At 66.3% G+C, this 19,835-nt stretch carries 21 protein-coding genes; 19 read left to right on the top strand and 2 right to left on the bottom strand.

The features are described 5' to 3' along the window. The first annotated feature begins 3 nt into the window (after positions 1-3). From BDW16_RS12690 to BDW16_RS12645, 10 genes are read left to right on the top strand one after another with little or no spacing between them, the layout of a single operon-like run. The gene (locus BDW16_RS12690; protein ID WP_066572077.1) at positions 4-321 is read left to right on the top strand and encodes a TrbC/VirB2 family type IV secretion system protein; all 318 of its coding nucleotides are present in this window, start codon (positions 4-6) and stop codon (positions 319-321) included. After that, positions 321-593 (top strand): VirB3 family type IV secretion system protein, encoded by a 273-nt coding sequence (locus tag BDW16_RS12685; RefSeq protein ID WP_066572080.1) that lies wholly within the window; start codon positions 321-323, stop codon positions 591-593. Before BDW16_RS12690 ends, BDW16_RS12685 begins: the two co-directional genes overlap by 1 nt. A gap of 3 nt (positions 594-596) precedes the next feature. Next, positions 597-3,032 (top strand): conjugal transfer protein TrbE, encoded by a 2,436-nt coding sequence (trbE, locus tag BDW16_RS12680; RefSeq protein ID WP_066572082.1) that lies wholly within the window; start codon positions 597-599, stop codon positions 3,030-3,032. Further along, on the top strand, positions 3,029-3,778 hold the full coding sequence (gene trbJ, locus BDW16_RS12675) for a P-type conjugative transfer protein TrbJ (protein ID WP_066572084.1): 750 nt from the start codon (positions 3,029-3,031) through the stop codon (positions 3,776-3,778). Before trbE ends, trbJ begins: the two co-directional genes overlap by 4 nt. Continuing rightward, complete coding sequence (gene trbK-alt / locus BDW16_RS12670) at positions 3,775-4,050, top strand: putative entry exclusion protein TrbK-alt (protein ID WP_066572087.1); 276 nt, start codon at positions 3,775-3,777, stop codon at positions 4,048-4,050. The genes trbJ and trbK-alt overlap by 4 nt, the downstream gene beginning before the upstream one ends. Continuing rightward, the gene (gene trbL, locus BDW16_RS12665) at positions 4,047-5,348 is read left to right on the top strand and encodes a P-type conjugative transfer protein TrbL (protein ID WP_066572090.1); all 1,302 of its coding nucleotides are present in this window, start codon (positions 4,047-4,049) and stop codon (positions 5,346-5,348) included. The genes trbK-alt and trbL overlap by 4 nt, the downstream gene beginning before the upstream one ends. Then, complete coding sequence (trbF, locus tag BDW16_RS12660; protein ID WP_066572094.1) at positions 5,348-6,031, top strand: conjugal transfer protein TrbF; 684 nt, start codon at positions 5,348-5,350, stop codon at positions 6,029-6,031. The genes trbL and trbF overlap by 1 nt, the downstream gene beginning before the upstream one ends. Further along, positions 6,028-7,047: a P-type conjugative transfer protein TrbG gene (gene trbG, locus BDW16_RS12655; protein WP_066572096.1), complete on the top strand. Its 1,020-nt coding sequence runs from the start codon at positions 6,028-6,030 to the stop codon at positions 7,045-7,047. The genes trbF and trbG overlap by 4 nt, the downstream gene beginning before the upstream one ends. Continuing rightward, a complete protein-coding gene (locus BDW16_RS12650; RefSeq protein ID WP_066572826.1) occupies positions 7,040-8,284 on the top strand; it encodes a TraB/TrbI/VirB10 family type IV secretion system protein in 1,245 nt (414 codons plus the stop codon). The genes trbG and BDW16_RS12650 overlap by 8 nt, the downstream gene beginning before the upstream one ends. Next, complete coding sequence (locus BDW16_RS12645) at positions 8,281-8,505, top strand: DUF2274 domain-containing protein (protein ID WP_066572098.1); 225 nt, start codon at positions 8,281-8,283, stop codon at positions 8,503-8,505. Before BDW16_RS12650 ends, BDW16_RS12645 begins: the two co-directional genes overlap by 4 nt. Here the strand turns inward: BDW16_RS12645 and BDW16_RS12640 are convergent. Both BDW16_RS12640 and BDW16_RS12635 read right to left on the bottom strand, forming a co-directional pair. After that, a complete protein-coding gene (locus BDW16_RS12640; RefSeq protein ID WP_066572100.1) occupies positions 8,492-9,385 on the bottom strand; it encodes a LysR family transcriptional regulator in 894 nt (297 codons plus the stop codon). The two genes, BDW16_RS12645 and BDW16_RS12640, sit on opposite strands and share 14 nt — an antisense overlap. 47 nt (positions 9,386-9,432) lie before the next feature. Next, positions 9,433-10,071, bottom strand: coding sequence for a CerR family C-terminal domain-containing protein (locus BDW16_RS12635; RefSeq protein WP_164519407.1), 639 nt, complete (start codon positions 10,069-10,071; stop codon positions 9,433-9,435). A 183-nt stretch (positions 10,072-10,254) separates the two neighbouring features. Between BDW16_RS12635 and BDW16_RS12630 the strand changes: the two genes are divergently transcribed. The 9 genes from BDW16_RS12630 to BDW16_RS12590 are packed head-to-tail and all read left to right on the top strand — an operon-like array spanning position 10,255 to position 19,835. Further along, a complete protein-coding gene (locus tag BDW16_RS12630) occupies positions 10,255-10,938 on the top strand; it encodes a CerR family C-terminal domain-containing protein (protein WP_066572103.1) in 684 nt (227 codons plus the stop codon). After that, complete coding sequence (locus BDW16_RS12625; protein ID WP_054763918.1) at positions 10,935-11,315, top strand: DoxX family protein; 381 nt, start codon at positions 10,935-10,937, stop codon at positions 11,313-11,315. Before BDW16_RS12630 ends, BDW16_RS12625 begins: the two co-directional genes overlap by 4 nt. Before the next feature lies 1 nt (position 11,316). Continuing rightward, the gene (locus BDW16_RS12620; RefSeq protein ID WP_083954105.1) at positions 11,317-12,342 is read left to right on the top strand and encodes an HlyD family secretion protein; all 1,026 of its coding nucleotides are present in this window, start codon (positions 11,317-11,319) and stop codon (positions 12,340-12,342) included. Then, a complete protein-coding gene (locus tag BDW16_RS12615; RefSeq protein ID WP_066572118.1) occupies positions 12,339-14,102 on the top strand; it encodes an ATP-binding cassette domain-containing protein in 1,764 nt (587 codons plus the stop codon). The genes BDW16_RS12620 and BDW16_RS12615 overlap by 4 nt, the downstream gene beginning before the upstream one ends. Beyond that, a complete protein-coding gene (locus BDW16_RS12610) occupies positions 14,099-15,256 on the top strand; it encodes an ABC transporter permease (protein WP_066572121.1) in 1,158 nt (385 codons plus the stop codon). Before BDW16_RS12615 ends, BDW16_RS12610 begins: the two co-directional genes overlap by 4 nt. Further along, the gene (locus BDW16_RS12605) at positions 15,256-16,371 is read left to right on the top strand and encodes an ABC transporter permease (RefSeq protein WP_066572123.1); all 1,116 of its coding nucleotides are present in this window, start codon (positions 15,256-15,258) and stop codon (positions 16,369-16,371) included. Before BDW16_RS12610 ends, BDW16_RS12605 begins: the two co-directional genes overlap by 1 nt. Next, entirely contained in the window at positions 16,368-17,831 is a 1,464-nt protein-coding gene (locus BDW16_RS12600) for an efflux transporter outer membrane subunit (RefSeq protein ID WP_083954106.1), read from the top strand. The genes BDW16_RS12605 and BDW16_RS12600 overlap by 4 nt, the downstream gene beginning before the upstream one ends. Then, positions 17,818-18,741: a bifunctional enoyl-CoA hydratase/phosphate acetyltransferase gene (locus BDW16_RS12595; RefSeq protein WP_066572128.1), complete on the top strand. Its 924-nt coding sequence runs from the start codon at positions 17,818-17,820 to the stop codon at positions 18,739-18,741. Before BDW16_RS12600 ends, BDW16_RS12595 begins: the two co-directional genes overlap by 14 nt. Then, complete coding sequence (locus BDW16_RS12590; protein ID WP_066572129.1) at positions 18,738-19,835, top strand: acetate/propionate family kinase; 1,098 nt, start codon at positions 18,738-18,740, stop codon at positions 19,833-19,835. Before BDW16_RS12595 ends, BDW16_RS12590 begins: the two co-directional genes overlap by 4 nt.

The raw sequence follows: 19,835 nt of genomic DNA, 5'->3' as shown, positions 1-19,835 counted from the left end.
CCCATGACCTCGCTTGGTACCCGCCTGTCCGCCGCCACCGCCGTCGCGACGACCTTCTTGATCACCGGCCCGGCCTGGGCCGCCGGCTCGAACATGCCCTGGGAGGCGCCGCTCCAGAGCATTCTGGAATCGATCGAAGGGCCCGTCGCCAAGATCATCGCCGTGATGATCATCATCATCACCGGCCTGACGCTGGCCTTCGGCGACACGTCGGGCGGTGCCCGCAAGCTCATCCAGATCGTGTTCGGCCTGTCGATCGCCTTCGCTGCCAGCTCCTTCTTCCTGAGCTTCTTCAGCTTCGGTGGCGGGGCGCTCGTCTGATGGGTCTCCCCGACGGCCAGATCCCGGGCTTCACCGCGCCGGTCCACCGCGCCCTCGCCGAGCCGATCCTGCTCGGCGGCGCGCCTCGTGCGGTGGCGATCGCCAACGGCACGCTGGCGGCCGCGATCGGGCTGGGGCTTCGGCTCTGGCTGGTGGGACTCGTGATCTGGCTCGTCGGTCACCTGCTCGCCGTATGGGCGGCCAAGCGCGACGCGCAGTTCATCGACGTCGTCCGCCGCCACCTCCGCTACCCGCCACACCTCGGGGTCTGAGCCATGCTGAACCTCGCCGAGTATCGCAAGAAGCCGCAAGGCTTCGCCGACTTCCTGCCCTGGGCCGCATTGGTCGGCGCGGGGGTCGTGCTGAACAAGGACGGCTCGCTCCAGCGCTCCGCCCGTTTCCGTGGCCCCGACCTCGACAGCGCGACCGCCTCCGAGCTGGTCGGCGCGTCGGCACGGCTCAACAGCGCGATCCGCCGGTTGGGATCGGGCTGGACGCTGTTCGTCGAAGCCAGCCGACAGCCGGCCGAACGCTATCCCGACAGCCAGTTTCCCGATGCCGCCTCCGCCCTGGTCGATGAGGAGCGCCGGGCGCAGTTCGAGGCCGAAGGCGCGCATTTCGAGAGCGCCTATCTGCTCACTTTCGTCTGGCTCCCGCCCGCCGACGATGCCGCCCGCGCCGAGGGCTGGCTCTACGAGGGCCGCGCCGACCGCAACGGATCGGCGCGCGATCATCTCGAACAGTTCGTCGATCGGACCGACCGGCTGCTGAACCTGATCGAAAGCTTCGTGCCCCAGGCGGCCTGGCTCTCCGACACCGAGACCCTGACCTATCTGCACGCCTGTGTGTCGACCGCCCGGCACCGCGTCCGCGTGCCGGAGACGCCGATGCACCTCGACGCGCTGCTGGCCGATCGCCCGTTGACGGGTGGCCTGGAGCCCCGTCTGGGCTCGGCACATCTTCGCACGCTCTCGGTCATCGGCTTCCCGTCCTCGACCTTCCCGGGGATCCTCGACGAGTTGAACCGGCTCGCCTTTCCCTATCGCTGGGTCACTCGCGCGGTCTGCATGGACAAGACCGATGCGGCCAAGCTGTTGGGTCGTATCCGCCGCCAATGGTTCGCCAAGCGCAAGTCGATCGCGGCGATGCTGAAGGAGGTGCTGACCAACGAGGCGTCGTCGCTGATCGACACCGATGCCGCCAACAAGGCGGCCGCCGCCGACGAGGCGCTGCAGGACCTGGGCGCCGATCTGGTCGGCCACGCCTTCGTGACCGCGACCGTCACGGTATGGCACGACGATCCGCGCATCGCCGCCGACCGGCTGCGGCTGGTCGAGAAGGTCCTCCAGGGCCGAGACTTCACGACCATCACCGAGGGCGTCAACGCGGTCGAGGCCTGGCTCGGCAGCCTGCCGGGTCACCTCTACGCCAACGTCCGCCAGCCTCCGATCTCGACGATCAACCTGGCGCACATGATCCCGCTCTCGGCGGTCTGGGCCGGCCCCGAGCGCAACGACCATCTCGACGGCCCGCCGCTGTTCTTCGCGGCGACCGAGGGGTCAACCCCATTCCGCTTCTCGCCCCATATCGGAGACGTCGGCCATACGCTGGTGGTCGGGCCGACCGGGGCCGGCAAGAGTGTGCTGCTCGCGCTGATGGCGCTGCAGTTCCGGCGCTACGCGCAGGCCCAGGTGTTCGCCTTCGATTTCGGCGGCTCGATCCGCGCGGCCGCGCTGGCGATGGGCGGCGACTGGCACGACCTCGGCGGCGCGTTGTCGGACAACGCCATCGAACCGATCGCGCTGCAGCCACTGTCGGAGATCGACGAGCCCGGCCAACGCGCCTGGGCCGCCGAGTGGCTGACGGGCGTACTGTCCCGCGAAGGAATGAGCGTTACCCCAGAGGTCAAGGATCACCTCTGGTCGGCGCTATCGTCGCTGGCGTCGGCGCCGCCGTCCGAGCGGACGCTCACCGGCTTGTCGGTTCTGCTCCAGTCAAACCTCCTGAAGCGGGCACTCCAGCCCTATTGCCTCGACGGGCCCTGGGGCCGCCTGCTCGACGGCGACCATGAGCGGCTCGGATCGGCGAGCGTCCAGGCCTTCGAGACCGAAGGACTGATCGGCACCGCCGCCGCGCCCGCCGTCCTCGCCTATCTGTTCCACCGGATCGAGGCGCGGCTCGACGGCAGCGCGACGCTGGTCATCGTCGACGAGGGCTGGCTCGCGCTCGACGATCCGACCTTCGGCGCCCAGCTGCGCGAATGGCTGAAGACGTTGCGCAAGAAGAACGCGAGCGTTGTCTTCGCTACCCAGAGCCTCGCCGACATCGACGGCTCGAGCATCGCCCCAGCCATCGTCGAGAGCTGCCTCACCCGCATCTTCCTCGCCAACGAGCGCGCGCTCGAGCCACAGATCGCCCGCATCTATGAGAAGTTCGGGCTCAACGACCGCCAGATCGAGATCGTGGCTAGGGCCACGCCCAAGCGCGACTATTACGCCCAGAGCCGTCGCGGCAACCGGCTGTTCGAGCTCGGGCTCGGACCCGTCGCGCTCGCCTTCACCGCCGCCAGCTCAAAGGCCGACCAGGCCGCCATCGCCGACGTTCTGGCGACCAGTGGGCGCGCCGACTTCGCTGCCGCCTGGCTGCGCCGACGCGGCCTCGGCTGGGCCGCCGATCTCATCACCACCCTCGACCCGGAGAAAAGACCATGAAGACCCGATCGCTTTCCCGCGTGCTGCTGGCCGGCTGCGCCGCGCTCTCTTTGGCACTGACAACCACTGCGCCCGCCACCGCCCAGGTCACCGTGTGGGACCCGACCAATCACGTCCAGAACGTGCTCCAGGCCGCGCGGGCCCTGGAGCAGATCAACAACCAGATCGCTTCGCTGCAGAACGAGGCGACCGCGCTGACCAATCAGGCGCGCAATCTCGCCAGTCTCCCGCACTCGTCACTGGCGACCCTGCAGAGCCAGATCCAGCGGACCCAGCAGTTGCTCAACGAGGCGCAGCGGATCGCCTATGACGTCGGCTCGATCGACGACGCCCTCACCCGCGGCGGCTACGCCAACGCCAGCATGACGGCCTCGAACCGCGATCTGCTCGACAGCGCGCGTGAACGCTGGTCGAACTCGGTGGCGGCGTTCGAGGATGCGCTGCGCGTCCAGGCCGGCGTCGTCGGCAACCTCGACGACACCCGCGCCGAGATGTCGACGCTGGTGACCGCCAGCCAGTCCGCGACCGGCGCGCTCCAGGCGGCGCAAGCCGGTAATCAGATCCTGGCGCTGCAATCGCAGCAGATCGCAGACCTCACCGCTGTCGTGGCGGCGCAGGGTCGGGCTCAAACGTTGGAAGACGCCCGCGGGGCGGCGTCGTCCGAACAGGCGCGCGAACAGCTCCGCCGTTTCCTCGCACCCGGCCGGGGCTATGAGCCCGGCGACGTGCGGATGTTCCCCCAGTGACCGTTTCCCGCGACAAGCAGCTGTGGGTGCGGCTCGGCGTGGCGGCGTTCGTGACGATCGCCTCTGCCGTCGCCGTGATCGATGCGCGGCGGGCCCCGCCGGAGTCGGCTGCTGTCGCCAAGGCGATCGAGCCGACAGACCCGGTCGCCTCCGAGCTCGTGCGCTGTGCTGCGATCACCGATCCCGCCGCCGTCGATGCCGCGTGCCGCCAAGCGTGGGCCGCTCACCGCGCCCGGTTCTTCGGGGACGGCGAGCAGGGGCAACGCCCGTGAACGACGTCGGCGTCATCGACCGGTTCCTCGCGGTATTCACCCAATACATCGACTCCGGGTTCGGGCTGCTGTCCGGCGAGGTCGCCTTCCTCGCCACCACTCTGATCGTCATCGACGTGACGCTCGCGGCCCTGTTCTGGACCTGGGCGGCCGATGACGATGTGCTCGCGCGTCTGGTCAAAAAGACGCTGTTCGTCGGTATCTTCGCCTACATCATCGGCAACTGGAACGGTCTGGCCCAGATCATCTTCGAGAGCTTCGCCGGGCTCGGCCTGCAAGCCTCCGGGGGCAGCGTCAGCGCCGCCGACTTCGTGCGGCCGGGTCGCATCGCTCAGGTCGGCATCAACGCCGGTCGTCCGATCCTGGACTCCATCTCGGAGTTGATGGGGTTCGTCAGCTTCTTCGAGAATTTCATCCAGATCGCGGTGCTGCTGTTCGCCTGGGTGCTGGTGATCCTCAGCTTCTTCATCCTCGCGATCCAGCTGTTCGTCACCCTGATCGAGTTCAAGCTGACGACGCTCGCAGGGTTCGTGCTCATCCCGTTCGGGCTGTTCGGGAAGACTGCCTTCCTCGCCGAACGGGTGCTCGGCAACGTCATCTCGTCGGGCGTCAAGGTGCTGGTGCTGGCGGTCATCGTGGGTATCGGCTCGACGCTATTCTCCGAGTTCACCGCCGGGTTCGCCGGCGGCCAGCCGACCATCGAGGACGCGCTCGCCATCGTGCTCGCCGCGACTTCGCTCTTGGGTCTGGGCATCTTCGGCCCCGGTATCGCCAACGGCATCGTGTCGGGCGGACCGCAGCTGTCGGCAGGAGCAGCGGTCGGCACGGGCCTCGCCGCCGGTGGCGTGGTCGCCGCGGGCTACGGCGCGGCGCGGCTGGCAGCAGGTGGACTTGCCGGAGCGGCCGGAGCCGTGGGCAGCCGGACGGCTGCAGCCACGACGGTTCCCGCGACCCGCGGTCCGACCGGGACGGGAGGAGGATCGTCGGGTGGAAGCCCGACGCCAGGCGGTCCCGCGCCCGGCGGCGGCGCTTCCGGCGGCGGCGGTGCGGCTGGCGGAGGATCTACGGTACGGCCCGAGCCGTCCGGTGCCGGATCGGCTCCGACTTCGAGCCCGTCATCCGAGCCTTCCAGCGACGCACCGTCCGGCGGGGCAGCGAGCGACGACACTCCCGCCTGGGCCAAGCAGATGCAGCGCGCGCGGATGGTGAACGAAGGCGTCTCGACGCTGACCCACACCGTGCGCTCCGGCGATCGCGGCGGCTCCGGCTCTTCCATCTCAGTCAGTGAGGATCGCTGATGTTCAAACGACCTTCCGTCCGCTACGGGCGCACGCCCGACCCCGTCACTCCCTATCAGCGCGCCCAGCAGGCCTGGGACGACCGCATTGGTTCCGCCCGCGTCCAGGCCCGCAACTGGCGGCTCATGGCATTCGGCGAGCTCTTCCTCGTCGCCGGCCTGTCGGCGGCGCTCGTCTGGCAGGGCGCGCGGGGCTCCATCGTCCCCTGGGTCGTGCAGGTAGACCGCATCGGCCAGGCCCAGGCGGTCGAGCCCGCGGTCGCCGCCTATCGGCCGACCGATCCGCAAATTGCCTGGCATCTGGCGCGCTTCCTCGAACAGGTGCGGTCGGTCCCGGCCGACCCGATCGTGCTGCGTCAGTCGTGGCTGCGCGCCTATGACTATACGACCGATCGCGGCGCGGCGGCGCTCAACGACTATGCCCGGATCAACGATCCGTTTGCCCGCGTCGGCCAGACCCAGATCGCGGTCGAGGTCTCGAGCGTCATCCGCGCTTCCGCCGACAGCTTCCGCATCGCCTGGGTCGAGCGCCGCTACGAGCAGGGCCAGCTCGCCGCCACCGAACGGTGGAGCGCGATCGTCACGCTCGTGATCCAGCCGCCACGCGATGCCGAGCAGCTGCGCAAGAACCCGCTCGGCATCTTCGTCCACGCCATCAACTGGTCCCGGGAGTCCGCGTCATGATCCTCTTCGCCCCAAGGCGCGCATCGCTGGTCGCGCTGCTACTTTCCACCGTTGCGCTCTCGGCCTGCGCCACCCGCGACAGGCCGCCGGTCATCGCGCTGGACACGCCGCCGCCGGAAATGGTGGCCGCAACGCTCGCGCCCGAACCGGCGACACCGGTGCAGATCGTGGCCATCCCAGAGCCGTTGCCGCTTCCCGGCCAGCTCCAGCCGGTCGAGGCTGATCGTCGTCCCGCAGAATCCAGCGATCCGGGGGCCCGCGTGACCGCCGCCAATGCGGCGGCTCGGATCGAGCCGGTCCGCGACGCCTTCCTCAACGCCGTTCAACTCTACCCCTTCACGGACGGAGCGCTCTATCAGGTCTACGCCTCGCCCGGCCACGTTACCGACATCGCACTGCAGGAAGGCGAGCAACTCGCCGGGACCGGCCCGGTCGCCGCCGGCGACACCGCGCGCTGGATCATCGGCGACACCACGAGCGGCGCGGGTCCGACGACCCGCGTCCATATCCTCGTCAAGCCGACCCGGCCGGATCTGACGACCAATCTGGTCATCAACACTGATCGTCGGACCTACCTGATCGAGCTGCGTGCGCGGCCAACCACCTATATGGCCTCGGTCTCCTGGACCTATCCAGCCGACCAGCTGATCGCGCTCCGCCGGGGCAATGTCACAGCGGCAGAGGCAGCGCCCGTTGCAACCGGCGTCGATCTCGAGCGGCTGCAGTTCCGCTATCGGATCGAGGGTGACGAGGCCTCGTGGCGGCCCGTTCGCGCCTATGACGACGGCGTGCGCGTCTACATCGAGTTCCCGTCCGGCATCGCCCAGGGCGACATGCCGCCGCTGTTCGTGGTCGCGGCGGACGGGCGGTCCTCGGAGTTGGTCAACTACCGCGTTCGTGGTCGGCACATGATCGTCGACCGGCTGTTCGGCGCGGCCGAGTTGCGGCTCGGTGCCGACCGTCGTCAGCAGCGCGTTCGGATCGAGCGCACCGATGGGAGCCGGTCCCGTGACTGACCGCCCGGTAGCCGAACGACCGAACGGCGGTGCGGTCGACCAGGACGCCGACACCGCGCCCGCCCGTTCCGAGCGCGAGATTGCCGACCAGCTAAGACTCCGCCCGGAGTTGCCTGGCGTCACTCGGTTGTCCCGCAAGGTGCTGATCGGCCTCGGCGCGGTCGCCAGCATCGGCATCGGGAGCGCGCTCGTCGTCGCCTTGCAAGGCTCTGAGGAAGACGAGCGCCCGGCCGAGCTCTATAACACCGACCGGGTCGCCCAAGCCGATGGTTTGGGCACTTTGCCACGTGACTACTCCGGGGTGCCGCAGCTTGGACCGCCGTTGCCGGGCGATCTGGGCCGGCCGATGCTGAGCGCGCAGCAGCGAGGCGAGGCCGTGCCTACTGTGCCTCTGCCCGGAGCGCCGGGTACGCCCACGCCCGCGCCGGTCGATCCCGCCGTCCAACGCGCCGAACAAGAACGCGAGGCCGCCCGGACCAGCCGGCTGTTTAACGCGACGGAAAACGGCGCAGCCGATGCGCCCGGTTCGATCGTGCCTGTGCCGGTTCCCCCACCTGCATTGCCCGCGCCTGTGCCGACGACGTCGTCGGCTCCCGGTCGGGGCGAGGCGTTTCTGGCGCGTGATGCCGATCGGCAGACGCAGAGCAGTGAGCGGCTGCGCGCGCCTCTGAGCCCCTATGTCCTTCAAGCCGGATCGATCATACCGGCGGCACTGCTTACCGGCCTTCGCTCGGACCTGCCGGGCCAGGTGACGGCGCAAGTGACCGCGCCGGTTTACGACAGCCCGACCGGCAGCTTGCTGCTGATCCCGCAGGGGTCGCGGCTGATCGGTCAGTATGATGCCGAGGTCGGCTATGGGCAGGAGCGGGTGCTGCTCGTCTGGAACCGTCTGATCATGCCCGATGGTCGCTCGATCGTGCTGGAGCGCCAGCCAGGGGCCGATGCGCAGGGGCATGCGGGTCTACAGGATCGCGTTGACAACCATTGGGGTCGTCTCATCGGCGCGGGACTGATCTCCACCCTGCTCGGTGTGGGAGCGGAACTCGGGACAGACAGCGACAGCGACATCGCGCGAGCCATCCGCGACGGCGTGCAGGAAAGCGTCGGCGATGCGGGCCAGGAGATCGTCCGCCGCCAACTCGATATCCGACCGACGCTGACCATCCGGCCCGGCTATCCGGTGCGCGTGATCGTCACCCGCGACCTGATCCTAGAACCACAGGGAAACGGCCGATGACCAAGCTGAAGCTGGGACCGCTCGCGGACGACAAGCCGGTAAAACTTACCATTGAGCTTCCAGCGGACACGCACCGCGATCTCCGCGCTTACGCAGACGCGTTGGCCCGCGAGACGAAACAGGCGGTGGAGCCTACGAAGTTGATAGCACCGATGTTGGCTCGTTTCATGGCCACAGACCGTGCGTTCGCGAGAGTTCGACGGAGTGTCAGGCTTGATTAGTCTTCGTGAACATCTGACGGGCGAGTGCCAAAAGTCGGGTAAGCGCGGGGTTATCGACTTCAGGACGCCAAAAAGCTTCGACCTGCAAAGTCGCGCCTTCCGAAATGATTGGTAAGATTTTGGTGTTGGCGACGTCGTCTCGTGCCGAGCTTGCCGGCAGAATGCACCAACCGGTTCCGGCTGCAACTAGACCTAGGAGACTATCGAGCGCGACGTTCTGTTCCGAAAAATCGAGGGTCGGGCCGCCCAACTCCCGAACGTGGTTCACAAAACGGCGCCAGTCGTCCCCTGATCGACAAAGAACGATCCGCCCGGCCAAGTCTTCCCAGGTCACGTACCCAACAGGGAAACTCTCGGGTGTGACCGCCACTAGCTGCTCCAACCACAGTTTCTGTCGCAGAAGCCGATCGATCGCTTTCCATCTCGGATGAAGCGGATCGACAATCGCCGTCATGATGATGTCGAACTCGGACGTCTCCAGCCCGACCATCAGATCGTCGTCACAGCGCTCAAAAGATCGCACTGAAACGCTTGGGTTGGCGCTTTGAAACTGCCGCATGAGGTCTACGATCGGTCCGCTGGCAAATGACCAAACGAAGCCGATGTTCAAGCGGCCGTTGATCCCGGCAGCAGCCAGTCGTGCGTCCATATCGGCGCGCTCCATGCGGTCGAGAATGTCGCGAACCGACGCGACATAGGAGCGTCCCGCATCCGTGAGCCGCACGCCGCGAGCCAGCCTGTCAAACAAAGACACACCGATCCGGTCTTCGAGATACCGAATTCGTCGGCTGACTGCCGAGACTTCGACACCCAGACGATCAGCAGCTGCGCTGAAGCTGCCGGCCTCGGCAGCGGCTACGATGATACGGAGATGCGTCAAGTCACCATGCACAGGGGCAAACCCTGCCGCGCCGCCAGCAGGCGTCGTTAGGTTGACGGGGCCGCTCTGGTGGGACCATCGCCGTCGCCGATCAGGGCGCGTCTCGCGCTGCCCTCGAGAATGGGACCAATGACGGAGAGATCTTCAATCCCCAGCTGCGCGCGCCCTAGCCGACGCGCCAGGGTGTCACGCGCCACGCCAAAGGCGAGCGCTTGGCCGAACATCGCATGGGCTTGGATGATGGCCTCCGGGTCATCCGCCTCCAGTCCTCGTGCTCGGGCGCAGAGAGCAGAAATTGCCCGGTGCACGGCCTCGACATAGCCTTCGTAGATCAGATCGAAGGCGCGACCCGGCTGCATTTGCTCGCGCAACATGAATGCACCGCGTGTTGACGCGTCCGGTGTGCCGAAGATCACCCCGACGACCGAACTCAATATCTTACCGACGCGCCAAGCCGCTTCGTCGGGCTTCAGATTGTCTGCGTCTGCAGCGATTGCCTCGGCGGCCGCCCGGATGGCGGCACCCGTCGACTCGACGATATGACTGGCGACAGCCAGATAGACTTCTTCCTTGCCGCCGAAATGATATTGAATGGCGTTGAGATTGACCCCGGCGGCGTCGGCAAGTTGACGCGTCGATACGGCATCGAGCCCTCCACGTCCGAACAGGTCCAGACCCGCTTCCACCAAACGCCTCCGCGTCTCATCGGGGTTGTGCCCCTTGGTCGTCTCAGTTTTGCCCATAGTGTTACTCACTCGAATGAATGGCGCCAGGTTCGGTTCCGAATGGCTCTCACTCGGTCTTGGCGGGGTTCACCGCCATCGTCGAGGGGAGTTGACTCACTCGTTCGAATGAATGAATAGAGGTTCATGGCTGACGCTGAGACCCGGTTCGCCCTGTTGACTGTCGCGATTGATCGATTCGGCATGTGCGGCGTCGACTCAGTCAGCACCCGGGAGATAGCGGCGCTAGCCCAGACGCCGATGTCATCGATCACCTATCACTTCGGAAGCAAGGAACGGCTGTATCTCGCCGCGGCCCAGCATATCGCAGACATTCTTGGACCGCAGGTGCACTTCGCCATCCGAGGTGATCAAGAGAGTCTGCTGACAACTTCCGACGACGCGCGCCTAGAGCTTCGTCGTCTCGTGTCCACCTTGCTGCGCGTGATGCTCGACGAGCGCTACGCTTCCTTCTCGCGGTTTGTCGCGCGCGAGCAAGCGGGGCCGACCGAAGCGTTCGAGATATTGTTCAGCAATATAATGAATCCAGTGCTCGGAAGGTTGCAAGACCTGCTCATGATCGTCTCGGATCATGGTCTCTCCGCCCAAGAAGCGAGGGTGCGGTCGGTCGCGCTGTTGGGACAAGTCCTGATTTTCCGAATGGGACACGCCGCTGCACTTAGAGCTGCCGCATGGCAGCGGCTCGACGACGGCGCGCTGGGGGTGATCGAACATGTCGCGCTCGCCCACCTCGACGCGATCACCGAGAGTTTAGGGAAAGATCGACGCCCCGCGACCGATAGGCCCTTTGGACGGCAGGCGGCACGATGACCGGAGCCGCTCGAGTTCATCGGACCGGCTGGCGCATCGCGCGCGCTGCGGCGGCCTTGCTGTTCGGCACCGCCGGTGTGCTCAAGCTGGTCGGTATCGAAAGTATGGTCGGTCTCTTCGAGACAATCGGGTGGGGCCAGTGGTTCCGCTATTTCACTGCCGGCGTCGAACTGTTCGGCGCCGCGATGCTGATCAGCCGCCGCACAGCCGTTCCCGGAGCAGTAATGCTCGCTTGCGTGTCTTTGGGGGCGACCATCGTAAATCTTTGGGTCATCGGCAGGACCCCGCTTCCCGCTCTGTTTCTCCTTGCACTGACAGTTGGGATCGCGGGCATGCCGATACGGGCTTCACACCGCTACCTATTGAAGAAGGACTGACATGCCGCGTCCCAGCCGTCGCACCCTCGCAATCGCCGTCATTGCCGCAGTCCTGCTCGTCGTCGGCGCGACACTCTTGATCGTGCGCCCCTGGGGCGACGGCGACGAGCCTTTGGAGCTCTACGGCAATATCGACATCCGCGAGGTCGATCTGTCGTTCCGCGTCGACGGCCGGGTCATTGAGGTACTGGTGGACGAAGGCGATACGGTGCGCGCCGGCCAAGTGGTCGCCAAGCTCGACGCCGAGCCCCTTCAGGCCGATCTGGCCGAAGCAGAAGCCAATACCGCCGCACAGCGCGCGCAACTCGATCTCCTCCGCGAGGGCAGTCGCCGGGAGGACATCGCCCAGGCTGAAGCGACGGTTGCGGAGCGGCGCGCTTCGCTCACGAATGCGCAAGGTGACGTCGACCGCTTGACGACGCTGCGGGGCACCGGCGCAATCGCGGAGAGAAGCTGGCTAGATGCCGTCAGCCGCCGCGATGAGGCGGCGGCGCAGCTGCGCGGCGCCCAACAAGCGCTTTCCGAACAGCGAGCCGGCACCCGACGCCAGGAGATCCAGCAATCCGCGAGCAACGTCGACCGGGCGCAGGCGGCTGCCGAGCGCATTCGTATTCGGGTTCAGGACACGGTGCTTCTGGCGCCGTCGGATGGAACGATCCTCACCCGTGCGATTGAAAACGGTGCGAATGTTTCGGCGGGTACGACCGCCTTCACCCAAGCCCTCGCCCAGCCGGTCTGGGCCCGCATCTTCGTCGATGCCGCCAACCTGGGGCTCGTCGCGCCGGGGGCCATGGTCAACATCACCACCGACGCCGCGCCCGGCAAGATCTACAGAGGCCGTGTCGGCTATGTGTCCCCGACCGCGGAATTCACGCCCAAGTCCGTCGAAACCCCGGAACTGCGGACCGATCTCGTCTATCGCGCGCGCGTCATTGTCCTGAACCCGGATTCGCGCCTGCGCCAGGGCATGCCCATCACCGTCCAGTTCGCCGACGACGGCGGTCCGGTCAGAGACCAGGCCCGATGACCGATCTCCAGAACGCCATCGTCTTCGAAAATCTCTTCCGCTGCTTCGGCAAGAACGACGAGGTGGTGGCCATCGATGACCTTTCGGCCAGCATCAAGACCGGCATCATCACCGGGCTGGTCGGCCCCGATGGCGCGGGCAAGACCACGCTGATCAGGATGATCGCGGGCCTGCTCACCCCTACGAGGGGCAAGCTCACTGTCAACGACCTCGAACCGGCCTCTCAGGGCGACGCGCTGCGCCAACAACTTGGATACATGCCCCAGCGTTTCGGCCTCTACGAGGACCTCACCGTCCTGGAGAATTTGACGCTCTACTCGGATCTCCGCGGCGTCGACCCGGCCAAGCGCGCCGACATGTTCGAGCGGATGCTGGAGTTCACCGACCTGAAGCGTTTCACCGAGCGCCGTGCGGGCAAGCTTTCGGGCGGCATGAAGCAGAAACTCGGCCTCGCCTGCACGTTGCTGGGCGATCCGCAGGTGCTGCTCCTGGACGAACCGTCCGTCGGCGTCGACCCGATCTCGCGACGCGAGCTGTGGAAGATGGTCGGCGACCTGGCCGGGGAAGGCAAGACCATCATCTGGTCGACCGCCTATCTCGACGAGGCCGAACGTTGTCCCGAAGTTATCCTGCTCGACCACGGCAAGCCGCTCTACTGCGGCAGTCCCGACGAATTGGCCGAGCGCATGCAGGGACGCAGCCGGCTGATCCGCAACATCACGGGCAATCGGCGCCAGGTGCTCAAACATGCGCTCAAGTCCGACAAGGTCCAGGACGGGGTCATCCAGGGCCGCGCGGTCCGGGTGGTCCTCAAGGACAGGAACGACCCCCTCGATCTGGCTGAGGCCGAGGCGGGCGACGGCGCGACGCTCGAAGAGGTCAAGCCCCGGCTCGAGGACGCGGTGATCGATCTTCTGGGTGGCGGTCCCGGCGGCGAGTCCGTCGTGGCGAAGCTGCTGCAGGATGCCGGTCAAAGGGAAGAAGCCGCCGGCGAAGTCGTGATCGAGGCCAAACACCTTACGAAGCGCTTCGGCGACTTTGCGGCCACCGACGACGTCAGCTTCGATGTCAAACGTGGCGAGATCTACGGCCTGCTCGGCCCAAACGGTGCGGGGAAATCGACGACGTTCAAGATGCTCTGCGGGCTTCTCGTGCCCAGCAGCGGGGACGCCAATGTCCTTGGCTACAGCCTCAAGCGGTCGCCGGGCGATGCGCGCCAGCGGTTGGGTTATATGGCGCAGAAGTTCTCGCTCTACGGCACGCTCTCGGTCCGCCAGAACATGGAGTTCTTCGCGGGCATTTACGGGCTCGACGGCAGCGACCGACGCGAACGGATCGACGCGATGATCGACGCCTTCGCGCTCAAACCCTATCTCGCCATGTCGCCCGACGCGCTGCCGCTCGGCTTCAAGCAGCGCCTCGCGCTCGCCTGCGCGATCATGCATGACCCAGCCATATTGTTCCTCGACGAGCCGACCTCGGGCGTCGATCCGCTCACCCGCCGCGAGTTCTGGACCCACATCAACGGGGTCGTCGAGAAGGGGGTGACCGTGATGGTCACGACCCATTTCATGGACGAGGCCGAGTATTGCGACCGTATCGGCCTGATCTACCGCGGCAAGCTGATCGCGAGCGGCGCGCCGGACGACCTTCGCGCCGAAGCTGCCACCGAAGACGATGACGACCCTTCGATGGAGGACGCCTTCATCGAACTCGTCGAGCGCGCCGATCGCGCCGACGACGAGAGACAAGCGGCATGACCGGCGAGACCCAGAGCCCTGGTCCAAAAACGGGCCAGCTGTCCGGCCGACGGCTGTGGGCGCTGGTGCGCAAGGAGACCATCCAAACGCTGCGTGATCCGTCGAGCATCCTGATCGCGGGACTCATGCCGCTCATCATGCTGTTCCTGTTCGGCTACGGGCTGAACCTCGACACAGGCACGACGCGGGTCGCCGTCGTCATTGAGGACTCTGGCTCGCCGGCGCAGGACGTCGCCGCTGCGATCGCGGGATCGCCCTATCTCAGCGTGACCTATAACGGCGACCGCGAAACCGCTGCCCGACTGCTCGACCGCGGCGAGGTCGGAGGCTTCATCGTCGTGCCGGATGGCTTCTCGCGGGCCGTCGAACGCGGTGGGCGGGGCGAGGTGCAGGCGATCACCGATGGGACCGAGCCGAACACCGCCGCTTTCGTCAACGCCTATGTGTCGGGCGCGGTCTCGGTATGGCGCGAGCAGCGTGGCAGCCGCGAAGCCTCACCCCAGAAGGCGGGTGTCTCTACCGTCGCCCGCTACTGGTTCAATCCTTCGACGATCAGCCGCAACTCGCTGGTTCCCGGCTCGATCGCCGTGATCATGACGGTCGTCGGGGCGCTCCTCACCTCGCTCGTTGTCGCCCGTGAATGGGAGCGTGGCACGATGGAGGCGCTGCTTTCCACTCCGATTACCCGCACCGAACTGCTTCTGACGAAGATCATTCCGTATTTCGGGCTGGGCATGGTTTCCATGGCGATCTGCGTCGTCCTCGCGACCGCCGTCCTTGACGTGCCGTTCCGAGGCTCGCTCCTGTTGCTGTTTCTGGCGACGGCGCTGTTCCTCGGCACCGCTCTTGGACTGGGGCTGTTGCTGTCGACGGCGATCCGCACCCAGTTCAACGCCGCCCAGGCCGCGCTCAACGCCGCCTTCCTCCCCGTCATGATGCTCTCGGGCTTCGTCTATGAGATCGGCAGCATGCCCCAGCCGGTGCAGATCGTCGCGTCGATCCTCCCGGGCCGCTATTTCGTGACCATCCTTCAGACCCTGTTCCAGTCGGATTACGCCGGCCAACTCTATTGGCTGAATGCGATGGCGCTGTCGCTGATCGCCGCAATCTTCCTCGGGCTCACGGCGCTCAAGACCAAGCGGACGCTCGACTGATGTGGAATCGTCTTCGCACCCTCATCGTCAAAGAGCTTCAGGCGCTCACTCGCGACCCGGCGGCGGTGCGCCTTCTGATCATGCCGGTGATCCTGCAGGTCATTCTGTTTCCGTTCGCCGCCACGCTCGACGTGCGAGACGCGTCGATCGGCATCCTCAATCAAGACGGCGGCAAGGCCTCGACCGAGATCGTGCAGCGCATCGCCGCCGCCGAGGCGTTCGGCGAGGTGCGCATACTGACCAGCGACGACGAACTGCGCGATGCCCTCAATCGCCAACAAGTCCTGCTCGCGGTTCGCTTCCTGCCATCCTTCTCTCGTGATCTCGCGCGCGGTGATGCGGCGTCTGTCCAAGTCATCGGCGATGGTCGCCGATCCAACAGTGCGCAACTCGCGCAGGGCTATGTCGACCAGATCGTCCGCGGCTACGGTGCAGAGATATCGGGCGACCCGCGTTCGCGCGGATCATTCGGTTCCGCCGAAGTGGTTACGCGGAACTGGTACAATCCGAACCTTGAAGGACGCTGGTCGATCGTCACTAGCCTGGTAGCGATCATGACGACGCTGGGCGTGTTGATCACGACCGCTTTGTCCGTGGCCCGCGAACGCGAGCAGGGAACGCTCGACCAGATCCTGGTCTCACCCCTGTCGCCGGCGCTCATCATGTTGGGCAAGACGATTCCGGCGGTAATGATCGGAACCTTTCAGGCCACCATCATCGTCCTTGTCGCGATTTTCATCTTTGGCGTTCCGTTCACCGGGTCGCTGCTCGTCTTGTACACCGGCATGCTGCTGTACGCGCTCGCGCTCTGCGGCTTCGGGCTGTTCATCTCCGCGATCTCGGAGACCCAACAGCAAGCCTTTCTCGGCGTCTTCACCTTCATGATGCCTGCGATCCTCTTGTCGGGATTCATCGCCCCGGTCGCGAACATGCCGCTGTGGTTGCAGTGGGTCAGCTGGATCGATCCGCTTCGGCATTTCATCGTCATCGTGAAGGGCGTGTTCCTCAAGGGGAGCGGCTTTGTCGAGATCTGGTCCAGCCTCTGGCCGATCGCCGTGATCGCCGTCGGAACGCTCGGGACCGCATATTTCATCTTTCGGAGAAGGACCGCATGACCAGGAGGTTCGTAACCGCCGCTTTGCCGGCGCTCATGCTCGGGGCCTGCACGGTCGGACCTGATTTCCGCGCGCCGACGCCCGCGATCCCGGCCGCCTTTCGCGAAGCCCCGACCGGGCAGGGTGAGGCGCTCGACCGCTGGTGGACCGGCTATGGCGACCCGACCTTGGTGACCTTGGTCGACCGCGCGCTGGCGGCCAATCCCGATGTCGCGGTGGCCGAAGCGCGTATCCGCCAGGCGCGGGCCCGCACCGACGAAGCGCGGGGCGGGCGATCGCCGCAGCTCGACGCACAGGGCACGACGACGCTCCGCCGGTTGAGCGAGAATGGTGAGCAGTTGGCCAATATCCCGACCGATCTGGTCACGCCGGATTTGGACTACACGGTCTATCGAAGCGGATTCGACGCCAGTTGGGAGTTGGATCTGTTCGGCCGAAACCGCCGACAGGTCGAGGCGGCCGAGGCGCGATTGGGCTCTGAAGCCGAGGCCCGCAACGACACCCTGGTCCGGGTCGCGGGCGACGTCGCCCGCGCCTATGCGGATTTCCGCGCGGCCGAGCGCCGCATCACTGTGGCCAACGAAACGCTTTCGGCATCGCGGCAGACGGCGGACCTCACCCAACGTCTGGTCACGGCGGGTGAAGAAGCCCAATCGGAATCCGATCGGACCGAAAGCCAGCTGGCCGAGAGCGAAGCCGCGATTCCACCGCTCCTGGCCGATCGCAAAGCGGCGCTATATCGCATCGACGTGCTGTTGGGCGCGCAACCCGGGACGGCGGAGGCGATCGTGTCCGATGCCCCCCAAGCGACCCTTCGGGCGCCGGTCCTGCCCTCAGCCCTGCCTTCCGACCTGTTGCGACGACGGCCCGATATTCGGCGCGCCGAGCGCGAACTGGCGGCTGCGACCGCCGATGTCGGCGTTGCGACTGCCGACCTCTATCCCAGCTTCTCGATCACCGGCAGTCTGGGCCTGGAAGCGCTCAGCCTCGGCGACCTGGTCGACAGCGCCAGTCGGTACGGGTCGCTCGTCCCCGGCTTTTCTCTCCCCATCCTGGACGGCGGGCGTCGGCGCGCTGTGGTGCGTCGCCAGCAGGCCGTGTTGGATGAGAAGCTCGCGACCTACAACGCGACGGTCTTGCGCGCCCTCTCCGACGTGGAAACCGCGCTCTTGCGATACAGGGAGGACCGCAACCGGGCCGACCGGCTCCGCGCCGCCCGAGATCGGCTTACGCGCACCCTCGAACTCGCGAGGCTTCGCTATCAGGCCGGCGAAACCGGGCTCACCGACGTCCTGGACGTACAGCGTCAGGTGTCGGCGATCGAAGACCGGCTGGCACAGGCGGAGGCGACCGTGATCGCCGACGCCGTCAGCGTGGACAAGGCCCTCGGCGGGGGGTGGCAGACGGCGACTGACCTCGCTGCCTATACAGCCTCGGATCGACCCAATGCCGGCCGGTGAGCGTTTCGATACGCTGCTGGAGCGCGCGCGCGGTCGCGGCGCGATCAGGATGGCGATCGTCCACCCCACCACGGAAGTCGTCCTGCGTGCCGCGGCGGAGGCACGCGACGCGGGTCTGATCGAGCCGGTTCTCGTTGGACCCGAGAGGAAGATCAATGTCGCCGCAGAGGAAGCTGGCATCGATCTGAACGGCTGGGCGACAGTCCCGACCGAGCATAGCCACGAAGCCGCCGAACGCGCCGGCTTATTGGTGGCAGAGGGCCAGGTGCAAGCCCTGATGAAGGGGGCCCTCCATACCGACGAGTTGCTGCATGCCGTCCTCGCCAATCCGAAGGTTCGCAGCGCTCGGCGCCTCAGCCACGTCTTCATCTTCGACGATCCCGACTATCACAAGCTGTTCATGGTGACGGACGGCGCGATCAACATCGCGCCGACCCTCGCGCAGAAAGCCGACATCGCTCGCAACGCGATCGACTTGTTCGTCTCCCTCGAACTCGGTGGCGATCCTCCCAAGCTGGCGGCACTGGCTGCTGTCGAAACGGTTTCCCCCGATATGGTGGCGACCGTCGACGCTGCCGCCCTCGCCAAGATGGCCGAGCGCGGACAACTCGGTCGTTGCCTCGTCGACGGCCCACTCGCATTCGATAACGCGATCTCTGCGGCGGCGGCGCAAGAGAAGGGCATCCTCTCGGCCGTGGCCGGGGACCCCGACATCTTGCTCGTCCCTAATCTGGAGGCCGGCAACATGCTGGCCAAGCAGCTGACCTTCCTCGGTGACGCTCAGTCCGCCGGAATCGTTGTCGGGGCTCGCCTGCCCATCGCGCTCACCAGCCGTGCGGACGGAGCGCGGTCGCGCCTTATGTCCTGCGCCCTGGCCGTGCTCGCGAGCAGAGCAGGAGTGGCAATGTGACGCCCGCCATCCTGACCCTCAACGCAGGCTCCACCAGCCTCAAAGCCAGCCTTCGCCTGCTGGACGCGCCGACGCAAGTGCTCTGGAGCAGCCAGGCGACCGCCGAGCGCGACGGCTGGCGATTGGACATCGTAGGGCCTGGTGAAACAGTCAACGGTGGGCTGGAGGAGGTGGCCTCGAGGATCCTCGATCAGGCCGCGATCGACATTCCGAGCGTCGAGATTGCTGTCGTCGCCCACAGGATCGTTCACGGCGGTGCCGACTTCAGCGAGCCCACAATACTCGACGACGTGAAGATCGGCCGTCTGCGCGATCTCACCCGGTACGCTCCCCAGCATCAAGGACCGGCGCTCGATATCGCGCAGTCGCTTGGCATCGCACAGCCAGACACCCTCCAAATTGGCTGCTTCGACACCGCATTTCACGCGTCCATATCGCCTCTCAACTATGAGCTGCCGCTCTACGAAGGCTTGCGAAAGCTTGGTTACCGCCGATACGGTTTCCACGGCCTCTCGTACCAGTCGATCGCGGCTCGTTTGTCCGCCGAACGGCCGGAGCTCGAACGCGTCGTCGTTGCCCATCTCGGCGGCGGTTCGAGCCTGTGCGCGCTTCACCATGGACGGAGCGTCGCCACAACGATGGGGATGACCGCACTGGATGGCGTACCGATGAAGACCCGGAGCGGCGCGATCGATCCCGGTGTCATCCTCGACCTCGTCAAGGACGCCGGCGTCGAAGTGGTGGAAGACCTTCTTTACCATAAAAGCGGTCTCGCCTCGCTATCCGGCACCGACGGAGACCTCAGGACGATCCGCGCGACCGATACCGAGGCGGCGGCATTCGCCGTCGACTATTGGGTGCTGCGGATCGCCGAGGCGGCGGCAGCGCTCGGCGTCTCGCTCGGCGGAATGCAGGCCTTGGTATTTACGGGTGGCGTCGGCAGCAACGACATCGCGATCGGCGATGCAGTCGCCGCACGCCTCCATCACCTTCCGTCATTCGAGCTGATCCGTCTGCGAACGGACGAGGAATTGGTGCTCGCGCAGGCCGCCCAGACGCTGATCGGACGTCAAGCGAGAGAACCTCAAAAATAG

It is taken from the genome of Sphingomonas koreensis (genome assembly GCF_002797435.1).
GTDB lineage: Bacteria > Pseudomonadota > Alphaproteobacteria > Sphingomonadales > Sphingomonadaceae > Sphingomonas > Sphingomonas koreensis.
The sequence above is the reverse complement of the archived record's forward strand: the minus strand, read 5'-3'. Positions and strand labels throughout refer to the sequence as shown.